Origin of the sequence: Micromonospora sp. LOL_015, assembly GCF_048060275.1 — a bacterium.
Classification (GTDB): Bacteria; Actinomycetota; Actinomycetes; order Mycobacteriales; family Micromonosporaceae; genus Micromonospora_E.
In genome coordinates, this window is record NZ_JBHMIO010000001.1 from 423,627 (window position 1) to 437,435 (window position 13,809).

Annotated in this window: 11 protein-coding genes; 7 read left to right on the forward strand and 4 right to left on the reverse strand. The window is 73.1% G+C overall.

Going from position 1 to position 13,809, the window contains the following annotated elements:
- The first annotated feature begins 19 nt into the window (after positions 1 to 19).
- The 4 genes from ACFHWU_RS01810 (at position 20) to ACFHWU_RS01825 (ending at position 4,424) form a co-directional block, all read left to right on the forward strand.
- Complete coding sequence (locus ACFHWU_RS01810) at positions 20 to 1,933, forward strand: DUF2079 domain-containing protein (protein WP_416551475.1); 1,914 nt, start codon at positions 20 to 22, stop codon at positions 1,931 to 1,933.
- A 51-nt stretch (positions 1,934 to 1,984) separates the two neighbouring features.
- Positions 1,985 to 2,626 (forward strand): lipoyl(octanoyl) transferase LipB, encoded by a 642-nt coding sequence (lipB, locus tag ACFHWU_RS01815; RefSeq protein ID WP_416589652.1) that lies wholly within the window; start codon positions 1,985 to 1,987, stop codon positions 2,624 to 2,626.
- Between the two features lie 122 nt (positions 2,627 to 2,748).
- Positions 2,749 to 3,690: a lipoyl synthase gene (gene lipA / locus ACFHWU_RS01820; protein ID WP_416551471.1), complete on the forward strand. Its 942-nt coding sequence runs from the start codon at positions 2,749 to 2,751 to the stop codon at positions 3,688 to 3,690.
- 44 nt (positions 3,691 to 3,734) lie between these two features.
- The gene (locus tag ACFHWU_RS01825) at positions 3,735 to 4,424 is read left to right on the forward strand and encodes a DUF4191 domain-containing protein (RefSeq protein WP_416551469.1); all 690 of its coding nucleotides are present in this window, start codon (positions 3,735 to 3,737) and stop codon (positions 4,422 to 4,424) included.
- A gap of 60 nt (positions 4,425 to 4,484) precedes the next feature.
- Here the strand turns inward: ACFHWU_RS01825 and ACFHWU_RS01830 are convergent, their stop codons facing one another.
- Positions 4,485 to 4,826 carry an RDD family protein gene (locus ACFHWU_RS01830; protein ID WP_416589708.1) on the reverse strand — a complete coding sequence of 114 codons (342 nt, stop codon included), beginning with the start codon at positions 4,824 to 4,826 and terminating at the stop codon, positions 4,485 to 4,487.
- Between the two features lie 260 nt (positions 4,827 to 5,086).
- On the opposite strand from ACFHWU_RS01830, the gene glnA reads away from it, so the two are divergent.
- Positions 5,087 to 6,511: a type I glutamate--ammonia ligase gene (gene glnA / locus ACFHWU_RS01835; RefSeq protein ID WP_416551467.1), complete on the forward strand. Its 1,425-nt coding sequence runs from the start codon at positions 5,087 to 5,089 to the stop codon at positions 6,509 to 6,511.
- 101 nt (positions 6,512 to 6,612) lie between these two features.
- Here the strand turns inward: glnA and mptB are convergent, their stop codons facing one another.
- From mptB to ACFHWU_RS01850, 3 genes are read right to left on the reverse strand one after another with little or no spacing between them, the layout of a single operon-like run.
- The gene (gene mptB / locus ACFHWU_RS01840) at positions 6,613 to 8,145 is read right to left on the reverse strand and encodes a polyprenol phosphomannose-dependent alpha 1,6 mannosyltransferase MptB (protein WP_416589653.1); all 1,533 of its coding nucleotides are present in this window, start codon (positions 8,143 to 8,145) and stop codon (positions 6,613 to 6,615) included.
- Positions 8,138 to 11,233: a bifunctional [glutamine synthetase] adenylyltransferase/[glutamine synthetase]-adenylyl-L-tyrosine phosphorylase gene (locus tag ACFHWU_RS01845; protein ID WP_416551463.1), complete on the reverse strand. Its 3,096-nt coding sequence runs from the start codon at positions 11,231 to 11,233 to the stop codon at positions 8,138 to 8,140. Before ACFHWU_RS01845 ends, mptB begins: the two co-directional genes overlap by 8 nt.
- Positions 11,234 to 11,240: 7 nt before the next feature.
- Complete coding sequence (locus ACFHWU_RS01850) at positions 11,241 to 11,999, reverse strand: type 1 glutamine amidotransferase (RefSeq protein WP_416551461.1); 759 nt, start codon at positions 11,997 to 11,999, stop codon at positions 11,241 to 11,243.
- A 226-nt stretch (positions 12,000 to 12,225) separates the two neighbouring features.
- Between ACFHWU_RS01850 and ACFHWU_RS01855 the strand changes: the two genes are divergently transcribed.
- Together ACFHWU_RS01855 and ACFHWU_RS01860 are read left to right on the forward strand one after the other, a co-directional pair.
- On the forward strand, positions 12,226 to 13,137 hold the full coding sequence (locus tag ACFHWU_RS01855; protein ID WP_416551802.1) for a S66 peptidase family protein: 912 nt from the start codon (positions 12,226 to 12,228) through the stop codon (positions 13,135 to 13,137).
- Positions 13,138 to 13,255: 118 nt separating this feature from the next.
- Positions 13,256 to 13,780 (forward strand): hypothetical protein, encoded by a 525-nt coding sequence (locus tag ACFHWU_RS01860; RefSeq protein ID WP_416589654.1) that lies wholly within the window; start codon positions 13,256 to 13,258, stop codon positions 13,778 to 13,780.
- The last annotated feature ends 29 nt before the right edge of the window (positions 13,781 to 13,809 follow it).

The window sequence follows — 13,809 nt, forward strand, 5'->3', positions numbered from 1 at the left end:
AAATTGGTACTCTCCGCCGGTGCCGACCGCTCCGTCCCCACTGCCCGACAGCGCCGCGACCGACCGGCCGGTGACCAGCGGCCGTCCACCGGGCCGGGCCGGCGGCCCGGCCCGCCGGCGCGCCGACCTGGTCGTCGCGGTGGTCGCGGTGGCCCTCGCCGGCTGGGTCACCAGCGGGCTGTGGGCCGGGCCGGACAGCCGGGCGATCACCGTCAACTCCAGCGACCAGGCGCTGTTCGAGTGGCTACTCGGCTATGGGGCGTACGCGCTGACCCACGGCGAGAACCCGTTGTTCACCTACCTGCTCAACGCCCCCGACGGGGTGAATCTCGCGGTCAACACCTCGATCACCGTGTACGCGGTGCTGTTCGCGCCGCTGACCTTCCTGATCGGGCCACCGGCGACCTTCCTGGTCATCCTCACCCTCAACCTGGCCGGCACCGCTTTCGCCTGGTACTGGCTGCTGTCCCGGCTGCCCACCGGCGACAACGGCGCGCCGTTCGTGCCGTCCCGGCTGGCGGCCGCCGTCGGCGGACTGTTCTGCGGCTTCGCGCCGGCGATGGTGTCGCACGCCAACGCCCACCTCAACTGGACCGCCGGCTGGCTGGTGCCGATCATCGTCTGGCGGGTCCTCGCGCTGCGTGGGCGCCCCGGGGCGCGGCCGCTGGACCGGGGCGGCTGGGTGCGCAACGGCCTGATCCTCGGCCCGCTCGTCGCGGCGGCCTTCTCGATCGCCGCCGAGGGCCTGTTCTTCACCGCCCTGGCCTGCGGCGTGTTCCTCGGCGTCTCGGCGCTGGACCGCAGCCGCGCCGCCGAGGTCCGCGACGCGCTCCCCCGACTGCTGCGCGGCCTAGCGCTCACTGCGGTCGCGGCGACCGCACTGTTGGCGTACCCGTTGTGGTTGCACTTCTTCGGCCCGCAGGTGTTCCACGGCACCGGTTTCGACGCCCGGGTGCACAGCGAGGACATCCTCGCCTACGGGGCGTTCCCAGAACGCTCGCTCGCCGGTGTCGCCGGGCTGGGCACCGGGCTGGCGCCGAACGAGACCGAGGAGAACAGCTTCTTCGGCGTACCGCTGCTGATGTTGACCGTCGGCTGCCTGGTGCTGCTCTGGCGGGCCGCCGATCCCGGCCGCCGGGCCACGCTGCGGGCCCTCGCCGTCACCGCCGCACTGTTCGCGGTGCTATCCCTCGGCCCCCGACTGAAGATCGGCGGGACGATCACCGACATCCCGCTGCCGTACGCCCCGTTGGCCGGCGCACCGGTGTTCAACGCCGCGCTGCCGGCCCGGCTGGCCATGGTGGTCACCCCGGTCATCGGCATCCTGCTGGCGCTGACACTGAGCCTGCTACTCACCCGTCGGGCGGCCGGGCAGGCGCGGTACGGCCGGTGGTGGGCAGCAGCGTTCGCTGCGGCGCTGCTGCCGCTGACCCCGGCCAGTCTGCTCACCATCGAACGGGAGCCGATCCCGGACTTCATCACCTCCGGTGCCTGGCGCGACCACGTCAGCCGGGGCGGGGTGCTCGCCCCGGTGCCGTTCACCCTCGACGTGCTCCCCGACGGTCAACGCTGGCAGGCGTACGCGTTCGCGCACCGGCAGGGCGAGTTCGCCATCCCGTCCGGCTTCTTCCTCGGCCCCGGCGGACCGGACGGCCGGGGCCGGATCGGACCGGTCCCCCGGGCCACCGACGGGCTGCTGCACGAGGTCGCCCGCACCGGCGTGGTGCCGCCGATCACCGACGCCGACCGGGCCGCCGCCCGCGCCGACCTGCGGTACTGGGACGCCGAGGCGGTGGTGCTCGCCGACCAGGTGCACGGGGCGAAGTTCCCGGTCGACGCCGAGGCCCTGCTGACCGCGACCACCGAACTGCTCGGCCCGCCGCAGCGGATCACCGACGTCTGGCTCTGGCCGGCGCCCGAAGGCGGCTGGTGAGCCGGACCACGGACCGGCCCGACCGACCGGTAACGGACTAGGCTGGACGGCGTGACCAGCACCCTTCCCCGCGCGCGCGGGGTCCGAGCCGGAGTCGTCGACTACCAGATCGCCTGGCAGGAGCAGCGTCGACTGCACGCCGCCGTGGTCGCCGGCGAGGAGCCGGACACCGTGCTCCTGCTGGAGCACCCGAGCGTGTACACGGCCGGCAAGCGCACCGAACCGTGGGACCGCCCGGTGGACGGCACCCCGGTGGTGGACGTCGACCGGGGCGGCAAGATCACCTGGCACGGCCCGGGGCAGCTGGTCGGCTACCCCATCGTCCGGTTGCCGGAACCGATCGACGTGGTCGCCTACGTACGCCGGGTCGAACAGCTGCTGATCGACGTCTGCGCCGAGTTCGGGCTGGCCGCCACCCGCCTCGACGGGCCGAACCACAGCGGCGTCTGGGTGCCGGCCGACGACCGTGGACCGGCCCGCAAGGTGGCGGCGATCGGCATCCGGGTCGCCCGCGGGGTCACCCAGCACGGCTTCGCGATCAACTGCGATCCGGACCTGACGGCGTACGACCGGATCGTGCCGTGCGGTCTGCGCGACGTCGGCGTCACCTCGCTGAGCGCCGAGCTCGGCCGGCCGGTGACCGTCGCCGAGGTGCTGCCGGTCGTCGAACGGCACCTGGCCACGCTCGGGTGAGCCGGCAGCTCTCGGGTCCGCCGGCCGATCGATGCCTCGGGTGAGCCAACTCACCCGGTGAACGGCGGCCGCACGGTCGCCCAACCGCCCGAGCGGGCATCGGCCGGCGTAGGCTGGCAAGGGTGACCATTGCTCCGGAGGGACGACGCCTGCTGCGCCTGGAGGTCCGCAACGCCGAGACCCCGATCGAGCGCAAACCCCCGTGGATCAAGGTCAAGGCCAGGATGGGGCCCGAGTTCACCGAGCTGCGCGGGCTGGTGCAACGGGAAGGGCTGCACACCGTCTGTCAGGAGGCCGGCTGCCCCAACATCTACGAGTGTTGGGAAGACCGGGAGGCCACCTTCCTCATCGGTGGGGACCAGTGCACCCGGCGCTGCGACTTCTGTCAGATCGACACCGGCAAACCGGCCGAGTTCGACGCCGACGAGCCCCGCCGGGTCGGCGAGTCGGTCGCGGCGATGGATCTGCGCTACGCCACGGTCACCGGGGTGGCCCGCGACGACCTGCCCGACGGGGGTGCCTGGCTGTACGCCGAGACCGTCCGGCAGATTCACGCACTGCGGCCCGGCTGCGGCGTCGAGTTGCTGATCCCGGATTTCAACGGCGACGCCGGCCAGCTCGACGAGGTGTTCGCCGCCCGACCGGAGGTGCTCGCCCACAACGTCGAGACGGTGCCCCGGATCTTCAAGCGGATCCGGCCGGCCTTCCGGTACGAGCGCTCGCTCCAGGTGCTCACCCGGGCCCGCACGGCCGGTCTGGTGGCCAAGTCCAACTTGATCCTCGGCCTCGGCGAGGAGCGCTCCGAGGTGTCACAGGCGCTGCGCGATCTGCACGCCGCCGGGTGCGAGCTGGTCACCATCACCCAGTATCTGCGCCCGACGCCGCGGCATCACCCGGTGCAGCGCTGGGTCAAGCCGGAGGAGTTCGTCGAGCTGCGCGAGGAGGCCGAGCAGATCGGCTTTTCCGGGGTGATGAGCGGCCCGCTGGTGCGTTCGTCGTACCGCGCCGGCCGGCTCTACCGGCAGGCGCTGCGCCAGCGCGAGGCCCAGCCGCTGGCCGGCTGACCGCCCGGTGAACGGCTTCGCCCCCGGCAACTAGACTCCCTCGCATGGCGAAACCCCAGGAGAAGGTGTCGTTCGGCCAGCGGCTGAAGCAGATCGGCATGGTGTTCTCGTTCACCGCCAAGCGCGACAAGTGGTTCGTCCCGCTGGCGGTGGCCGCCGTCGTGCTGCCGCTGGCGATCACCGTACCGGTGGTGATCGCCTTGGGGTGGATGTGGCTACCGGTCGGCATCCTGGTGGCGCTGCTCGCCGTACTGATCGTGCTGAACCTGCGGTCGAACACGGCGATGATGAACGTCGCCGAGGGCCAGCCGGGTGCGGCGGCCTCGCTGCTGGAGAACATGCGCGGTGACTGGCGGGTGACGCCGGCGGTCAGTTCGACCACCCAGATGGACATGGTCCACCTGGTGATCGGGCGGCCCGGGGTGATCCTGCTCGCCGAGGGCAACCCACAGCGGGTCCGGGGGCTGCTCGGTCAGGAGAAGCGGCGGCTGGCGAAGGTGATCGGCAGTGCGCCGCTGTACGACTACGTGATCGGCACCGACGAGGGCGAGTTGTCGATCCGCAAGATGCGTACGACGTTGATGCGCTTGCCGCGCAACCTGACCGGCAAGGACGTCAACGCGTTGGACAAGCGGCTGACCGCGTTGTCGGCCCGGCCGCAAATACCCAAGGGCGCCATTCCGAAGAACATGCGCCCGCCGAAGGGCGCCTTCCGGCAGACCCGCGGCCGCTGACCGGCGGTCGCCGCCATTGCGGTCCGACCCGGGTCGCGGGCCGGGCGGTGCGGTCGTGGCTCAGCGGGGGGCGACGACGACCGATCCGGCGGCCCGGTCGTGCAGGCCGCGCCGCCGCCCGTCCATCACCAGGGGCGGGATCACCAGGGCCAGCAGCAGTCCACGCAGCAGTGCCCGGGGTACGCCGATCCGGCCGCCGTCGGCGTCCGAGACGCACCGGATCCTGGCCAGCCACATCCCCGGGGTCTGGGCGAACAGGCCCAGGAAGAAGCCGTACTCGGCGATCAGCACCACCACCGGTGGCCAGCCGGAGCGGGCCGGGTCGGCGAAAAGGCTGGAGATTAGCACACAAAGTAGCCAATCAATCACCAGAGCGCCGGTTCGCCGTAGCAGACTCGGCACCTCGTCACCCTGCCCCGCCGGGCCACCGGTCGCTCCACCCGCAGCCGCATTTGCGCTTGCCGCCACGCTGCCCCCTCCCGATACCCACGAACGGCCAGACTAGTCTGGGCCGTCTGCCGTATCCTGCGGGGGACGATTGGTCGGGATCACGCTCCGCACCGGACGTAACACGGCGGAAACATTAGAGACATGGTGGGGCAACCCTGCGGCCATAGCGTCGCGACCAGCATAGCCATCAGTGCGACGTGCCAGGAGGACGTGTGTTCGCCAATCCCGAGGAACTACTGCGGTACCTCAAAGACGAGGGCGTGAAATTCGTCGACGTACGCTTCTGTGACCTGCCCGGCGTGATGCAGCACTTCAACTTGCCGGTCGAGTCGGTCGACGAGGACATTTTCACCACCGGCCTCGCCTTCGACGGGTCTTCGATCCGTGGTTTCCAGGCGATCCACGAGTCGGACATGCTGCTGCTGCCGGATGTCGCCACCGCCTTCATCGACCCGTTCCGGATCGAGAAGACGCTGGCGCTCAACTTCTTCATCCACGACCCGTTCACCCGGGAGCCGTACTCCCGGGACCCGCGCAACGTGGCCAAGAAGGCGGAGGCCTACCTGGCGGCGAGCGGCATCGCCGACACCGCCTACTTCGGGCCCGAGGCGGAGTTCTACATCTTCGACTCGATCCGCCACGAGACCTCCGCGAACCAGGCCTACTACTACATCGACTCGATCGAGGGCTGGTGGAACAGCGGTCGCGAGGAAGAGGGCGGCAACCGCGGGTACAAGACCAACTACAAGGGCGGCTACTTCCCGGTGCCACCGGTCGACCACTACGCCGACCTGCGTGACAAGATCGTCCGCAAGCTGATCGACACCGGCTTCACCGTGGAGCGGTCGCACCACGAGGTCGGCACCGCCGGCCAGGCCGAAATCAACTACAAGTTCTCCACCCTGCTGCACGCCGGCGACCAGCTGCAGCTGTTCAAGTACATCGTGAAGAACACCGCCTGGGCCAGCGGCAAGACGGCGACCTTCATGCCGAAGCCGCTGTTCGGCGACAACGGCTCCGGCATGCACACCCACCAGAGTCTGTGGCTCAATGGTGAGCCGCTGTTCTACGACGAGACCGGCTACGCCGGCCTGTCGGACACCGCCCGCTGGTACATCGGCGGTCTGCTGCACCACGCGCCGTCGCTGCTGGCCTTCACCAACCCGACGGTCAACTCGTACCGCCGGCTGGTGCCCGGCTTCGAGGCACCGGTCAACCTGGTGTACTCGCAGCGCAACCGGTCCGCCTGCACCCGCATCCCGGTTACCGGCAGCAACGGCAAGGCCAAGCGGGTCGAGTTCCGGGTGCCGGACCCGTCGGCCAACGTCTACCTGGCCTTCTCGGCCATGCTGATGGCCGGTCTGGACGGCATCAAGACCAAGATCGAGCCGCCGGAGCCAATCGACAAGGACCTGTACGACCTGCCGCCGGAGGAGTGGGGCAACGTCAAGCAGGTGCCGGGTTCGCTGCCGGCCGTGCTGGACTCGCTGGAGGCCGACCACGACTTCCTGCTTGAGGGTGGGGTCTTCACGCCGGACCTCGTCTCCACCTGGATCGACTGGAAGCGGTCCAACGAGGTCGACCCGGTCCGCCTGCGGCCGACCCCGCACGAGTTCGCAATGTACTTCGACTGCTGATTCCGGCCGCGCCGGTCCAGCAGTGGACGACGGCGGTGGGGCGGGCCTCGGCTCGCCCCCACCGCCGTTTCGCTGCCCGCCCCGGTCTCGTCCGACGTCCGTCAGCTCGCGTCGGGGTGCCGGGCGGATCGGACCGCCCGCACCACCAGCACGACGATCAGCGCGCACATGGCCACCGTGCCCGGCGCCTTGGTGAGCGCGGCGACCCCCGAACCGTCCGGCAGGACCAGGAAACCGGCGACCGCCACCGGCAGCAGGAACCACCCGGTGCGGTACGCGGCGGCGGCCAGCAACGCCAACGGCCAGCTCAGGTACCACGGGTAGACGACCGGCGCGGCGAGCACCGTGGCGGCCAGCGCCAGCCCTGCCCCGAACACCACGGTCCCCCGGTCCCAGGTCGCCGGTGGGCCGACGGAGTCCGCCACCGGCACGGCACGACCGTCCGGGCCCCGCCAGCCGGACAACGGGTCACCGCCGCGCCACACCCGCCACCACAGCCACACGAGGAAACCGGCGAGCAGCGCCAGGCCCACCACGCGGACCGCCCCCACCGCGTCCAGTCGCACCCCGACCAGCCGCCCCAGGTAGTCGATCAGCAGCCCGACAGCGGTCGGCGGCGAGGTCCACTGCCGCGAGTCGCCGCTGCGGGACAGCCCGTTCACCCAGCCCAGACCGAGCCCGGACAGCGCCGTGGTGGCCGCGACCGCGCCGACCGCCCCCGCCACCACCAGCGCCCCGGCCCGTACCAGGGCGGCCGGTCGGCGCGGCCCGGCCACCGCGAGCACCGCCGCGAACGGTACGACCACCAGGGCCGTCGCCTTCACCGCGACGGCCAGCCCGAGCAGCAGCCCACCGGCGACGGTCGCCACCGACGCACCACCGATGCCGTCGGTCCCTGGATCGGTCACACGGGCCGATCCGGCGGCGATCACCCATAACGCCGCGACCAGCAGACCGACCATCAACGCGTCGTTGTGCGCCCCCGAGACCAGGTGGATCAGCGCCACCGGGCAGCCCAAGGTCAGCCAGAGCGCCCGGCCGGCCGGCAGGCCGCACCTGGCGGCCAGACCGGGCAGCGCCACCGCCACCAGCACCAGCCCGGCCACGGCGGTCATCCGCAGCGCCAGCAGGGTGCCGGTCAGACCGGCACCGACCGCGACCGCCAGCCCGGCGAGCCAGACGACCAGTGGCCCGTACGGGGCCGGGGTGTCGCGCCACAACGGGGCGACCGCGTCGACCCAGGGACAGCCCTGACCGGCCACTCCGGAGTACGGGTCGCCACCGTCGCGCAGGATCCAGCCCTGGCAGGCGTACGAGTAGATGTCCCGGCTGCCCAGCGGCGGCGCCACCAGCAGCGGCACCGCCCAGATGCCGACGGTGGTCGACGCCCACCGTACCGACGGCACACCGTGCCGGGCCGACCACCAGGCCCACACCATCGCACCGGTGCCGGCGGCCCAGGCGAGCACGCTGAGCACGCCGGTTCCGCTGGTGAAGACCGCCCAGCCGGCGGCCGGTGGTTCGGGCAGCGCGCCGCCCAGGCCGGCGGCGACCGCGAGGGCGACCGCGCCGGCCAGACCGACGTAGCGGATGAGGTGGTACCGCGTTCCGGCGTCGCCGCAGCGGTCAGGCACCGAGGACCCGCTCCGCTGCGGCCCGGCAGCGGCGGGCGGTCCGCAGGTAGCCGTCCAGGAACTGGCCGGGGTCGGTACCGCCGAGCAACCGGACCACCCCGGCCAGCTCGGCACCGTGCCGGGGCAGTTGGTCGGTGGCCCGGCCCCGGACCAGCATCAGCGCGTCGCGGACCCGGGAGGCGAGGACCCATCCGTCGTGCAGCGCGGTCGCGTCGGCCCCGTCGACCAGGCCGGCGTCGCGGGCCGCAGCCAGCGCGACCAGGGTACGGGTGTCGCGCAGCGCCGGCACCGCGTGCCCGTGCCGCAGCTGGGTCAACTGCACCGCCCATTCGACGTCGGCGAGCCCGCCCCGGCCGAGCTTGGTGTGAGTGGCCGGGTCGGCGCCGCGCGGCAGTCGTTCGGTCTCCACCCGGGCCTTGATCCGGCGGATCTCGACGACCTGCTCCCGGCCCAACCCGCCGGCCGGGTAGCGGACCGGGTCGGCGACGGCGACGAACTCCTCGCCCAGCGACGGGTCGCCGCAGACGAACCGGGCCCGCAGCAAAGCTTGCGCCTCCCACACCTTCGCCCACCGGGCGTAGTACTGGGCGTACGCTGCGAGGCTGCGCACCAGCGGCCCCTGCCGGCCTTCGGGGCGCAGGTCGGCGTCCACCCCGAGCGGTGGATCGGGGGCCGGCATGCCGAGCAGCCGGCGCAGTTCCTCGGCGACCGCCCGGGCGGCGGCGCTGGCCTCGTCGTCGGCGAGGCCGGGCGGTGGGTCGTAGACGAAGAGCACGTCGGCGTCGGAGGAGTAGCTCATCTCGTACCCGCCGAGGCGGCCCATGCCGATGATCGCGAACCGCAGACCATCCGGCGGCGGCACAGTCTCGACCGCGACCCGCAGCGCGGCGGCGAGCGTGGCGTCGGCCACGGCGGACAGCCCGGCACCGACGGCGGCCACGTCGAGCCGGCCCCGGGCTTCCCGGGCCGGGGCCAGCGCGCCGGCCCGGTTGAGCACGTCGGCGCAGGCCAGCCGGAGCAGTTCGCGGCGGCGCAGGGCCCGCACGGCGCGGACCGCCTGGACCGGATCCGGCGGCTCGCCGCCACCGCTGCCAAGGTGGCGGGCCGCAGCGGCATCGAAGCCGGCGCGCAGCACCGCCGCGTCGCGCGGGGTGAGCTCGGCGTCGGCCGCCAGCATCCGCAGCGCCTCGGGCTCGCGGGCCAGCAGGTCGGCGGCGTACCGGGACAGCCCGAGGGTACGGGCGAGCCGGCCGGCGACCAGGCCTTCGTCGCGCAGCAGCCGCAGATACCAGGGGGTGCTGCCGAGCTTGTCGGAAACCTGCCGGTAGCTCAGCAGCCCCCGGTCCGGCTGGGGAGCGTCGGCGAACTCCTGCAGCAGCACCGGCAACAGGGTGCGCTGGATGGCGGCGGTCCGGGAGACGCCGCCGGTGAGCGCTTCCAGATGCCGCAGCGCCCCGGCCGGGTCGGCGAAGCCCAGCACCTCGAGCCGGCGCCGGGCGGCCTGCGGGGTCATCCGCAGCGACTCGGCCGGCACCCGGGCGACTGATTCGAGCAGCGGCCGGTAGAGCAGCTTGGCGTGCAGCCGGCGTACCTCGGTGGCGTGGCTGACCCAGTCGGCCCGGAATGCCTCGACGACGTCGGTTTCGGGCGTCGAGGCATAGCCGAGGGCCTGGGCGAGCCAGCGCAGCGCCACCGGGTCGGCCGGCACGGTATGGGTACGGCGCAGCCCCTGCAGTTGCAGCCGGTGCTCGACACCGCGCAGGAACCGGTAGCCGCGCAGCAGCGCCTCGCCGTCGGCGCGGCCGACGTACCCGCCGGCGACCAAGGCCCGCAGGGTGGGCAGCGTGCCGGGGGCCCGCAGCGTCTCGTCGACCCGACCATGCACCAGTTGCAGCAGCTGGACGGCGAACTCGATGTCGCGCAGCCCGCCGGGGCCGCGTTTGATCTCGCGTTCCAGCTCGCGGGGCGGGACGTTCTCGATGATCCGGCGGCGCATGGCGCGCACGTCCTCGACCGCCTCCGGGCGCTCGGCGGCATGCCAGACCAGCGGCGACAGCAGCCGGATCCACTCCTGCGCGAGGTCGCGGTCGCCGGCCGCCGGCCGGGCCTTGAGCAGCGCCTGGAACTCCCAGGTTCGGGCCCACCGCTGGTAGTAGGCGAGGTGGCTGCCGAGGGTACGGACCAGCGGCCCCCGGTTGCCTTCCGGGCGCAGCGCGGCGTCCACCGGCCAGGCCACCAACCCGCAGATGTGGATCAACCGGGTGGCGACGGTGGTGGCGACCGTCAGGTCGGCGTTGTCGGCGGCGACGAAAATCACGTCCACGTCGGAGACGTAGTTCAGCTCGTTGCCGCCGCACTTGCCCATCGCCACCACGGCGAGGCCGGGCGGGCCGCTGCCGTCGGGCAGCTCGGCGACGGCGATGTCGTACGCGGCGGACAGGGTCGCGTCGGCCAGCGCGGACAACGCCGCCATGGTCTGTTCCAGGCACCGTCCCCCGGTCAGGTCGGCCGCCGCGATACGCAGCAGGGCCAACCGGTACGCCTGGCGCAGCGCGGTGATCGCCGCCGCGCCGACCAGCGGGGTCGGCGCGGCGGTCGAACCAGCGGCCGTCTCGACGGTCGACGCGGCGTCGGCGATGGTCGGGGCGACGGCGAGGACACCGTCGGCGGTGGGGGCCACCCCGTTCTCGGTGGCGAGCACCGACCACTGGTCCGGGTTGGCGACCAGATGGTCGCCGAGACTGGATGAGGCACCGAGGACGGCGATCAGCCGTCGACGCAGACCGGGGTCGGCGTGCAGGGCGTCGAGCACCGGCGACCCGCCGGTGCCGAAGCCGCCGGTGCCGGTGCCGCGCCGCTGCGCCTCGACGAGCCGGTGCAGCTGGCGCAGCGCCAGATCGGGGTCGGCGGCCCGGGACAGTGCGGTCAGCAGTTCGGCGGCCGGCGGGTCGACGGGCTGCTGCGCCTGTACCTGCCACAGCCCGAGCCCGTCGGGGCCGAGCAGGTCGGCGGCCCGGACGGTGTCCGTGCCGCTGACGTCGAAGCCGTATCGGGCGAGCCGGCCGGTGGCACTGGTCGGTCTGGTCATCGGGGGCCTAACTGCCGAGCAGTGGAAGGGTCCGGGGGATGTCCGAGTCGGGCAGCTGGCCGAGGGCGAGCGCGGCGAACCGGACGGCGAACGGTTGCCAGACCTCCTCGATGTCAGCGAGCACCTCGACGCAGGCATCGACGACCACGTCGGCGGGCAGGCGCAGCTCGGTCAGGATGGTCGACCCGGCCGCCCAGGTGCTGACCATGTCCCGGTCGCACTCGATGTGGAACTGCAGCCCCCAGGCCCGGTCACCGAGGCGGAACGCCTGGTGGGGGTAGTGCGTGGAGGCGGCCAGCAGCACCGCGCCGTGCGGCAGCTCGGTGATCTCGTCGACGTGCCACTGCAGCACGTCCGGCGCGAGTGGCACGTACCGGAACAGCGGGTCGGTGGCGGCGGCGTCCCGCTTGCCGACCAGGGCGGGCCCGATCTCCGGGCCGGCGGCGCTGCGTTCGACGGTGCCGGCGTGCGCGGTGGCGAGCAGGTGCGCGCCGAGCCCGATGCCGAGGGTCGGGATCCGGTGGCGGACGGCCTTGCGCAGCAGCCCTTCGACCGCAGGCAGCCAGCTGGCGGCCGGGTCCGGACCGACGGCGGACGGCCGGCCGCCGAGGACGATCACCGCCGGTCGGTCGGCCAGGTCGGCCGGGACCGGGTCGTCGGCGTACGGGCGGCACACCTCGATCGGCAGGCCGGCTTCGGCGAGCCACTCCCCCAGCCGTCGCAGATCGTCGGTCGGGTCGTTCTCGATCACCAGAGCGCTGCCCACGTGTCGAGGCTATCCAATCGGCCAGGGCGGTGACCGTAGGTGGTCCCTGCGTGCTCGCGGTTGCGTACTCGTAAAATCTGCTCGCTCGGACCGGAACCAAATCTGCTCGTTCGGACCGGGAACCTCGCGTAGTCTCGCGCCGGTGACCGACCCGCGACCGGCCGACCGCCGAGGTGGCGAGCTGCTTTCCCCAGCCGCTGAGCCGGCCCGACCTGGCGCTGCGACGCTGCGCCCGCTCGCGCTGCACCCCGGTGACGAGGTCCGGATCGTGGCCCCGGGTGGGCCGGTCGCCGCGGAGCCGGTCGAGCGGGGAATGGCCGTGCTCGCCGGCTGGGGGCTGCGGCCCCGGTTGGGCCGGCACGCACTGGGCCGGCACGGTTTCCTGGCTGGGACCGACCAGCAGCGGGCCGCCGACCTCGCCGAGGCGTTCGCCGACCCGGCGGTACGCGGCATCGTCTGCGCCCGGGGCGGCTACGGCACCCAGCGGGTGGTGGACCTGCTGGACATGGCGGCGGTGCGCCGGGATCCGAAGGTGGTCTGCGGGTACTCGGACATCACCGCCCTGCACCTGGCGCTGTGGCGGGGTGCCCGGTTGGCGACGGTGCACGGGCCGGTGGCGGCCTGGGACGACGAGCGGACCCCGGCGGTGTCCGCCGGGTCGCTGTGCCGGGCGCTGATGAAGCCGGTGCCGACGGTGCTCGCCCGGTCGCCGGACGAGGCCGGCGCGGCGGTGCTAGTGCCGGGTCGGGCCGACGGCACCCTGCTCGGCGGCAACCTGACCGTGCTCGCGGCCTCGGTGGGCACCGCCGACCTGCCGGACCTGACCGGGTCGATCCTGCTGATCGAGGAGATCGGTGAGCCGCCGTACCGGGTGGACCGACTGCTCACTCAGCTGCGCCGGGCCGGCGCGCTGGATGGCCTGGCCGGGGTCGCCCTCGGCCAGTTCACCGGCTGCACCGACCGGCACGGGGTGGACGTCGCCGAGGTGCTCACTGAACGGCTCGGTGATCTCGGCGTACCGGTGCTGGGTGGGCTGCCGCTCGGGCACGGGCAGACCCCACGCACCGTTGGCCTCGGCGTACCGGCCACCGTCGACGCCGCCGCCGGCACCCTCATGGTCTCCCCCGCCGTGCGCTGACCCGAGCCGGCCGGATGCTCACAGCCCGTTGACAGCTTCGGCATGGGTTGTGTTGAGGACCGCCAGGCACCGTCGGTCAGGTCATCGCACCACACCGCAACGACATCCGGAGGTTGACTTGTCCAGACGGATCACGAGGAAGCGGGCGCTCGCGGGCCTGGCCGCGGCGGGCGTGCTCAGCGTCGGGATCGCGGCGCCGACCATCGCCTTCGCGCAGGAGGGCGCCGAGCCGAGCGCCAGTGCCAGTGCCAGTGCCAGTGCCAGTGCCGACGGATCGACCGGCGAGGAGCGCCGGGCGGCGAAGATGACCGAGTTGGCTGAGGCGCTGGCCGACGAACTCGGCGTCTCCGCCGACGACGTCACCGCCGCCCTGGAGAAGATCCGTGAGGAGCGGACCGGTGACCGGCCCGAACGCGGAGAGCGGCCGGAGGGGACGGCCGACCGGCAGGCAGCGCTGCAGGAACGGCTCGACGCGGCGGTCGCCGACGGAAAGCTCACCCGGGCCGAGGCCGACGCGGTGCTCAAGGCGTACGAGGAAAGGGTGCTCGCCGGCCCCGGACGCGGCGGTGGTCCGGGCCGTGGCGGCCCGATGGGCGGTACGGACGAGGGGCCGGCGGCCGACCAGTCGCCGGACGGCGCCTGATCCGCTCCCGCCCCGAAAGGTCCTGGCGC

Bases quoted from the DNA above. Each gene is read 5' to 3' on its own strand.
- ACFHWU_RS01845 (WP_416551463.1), bottom strand. From the start codon at position 11,233: ATGACCAGACCGACCAGTGCCACCGGCCGGCTCGCCCGATACGGCTTC.
- ACFHWU_RS01825 (WP_416551469.1), top strand. From the start codon at position 3,735: ATGGCGAAACCCCAGGAGAAGGTGTCGTTCGGCCAGCGGCTGAAGCAG.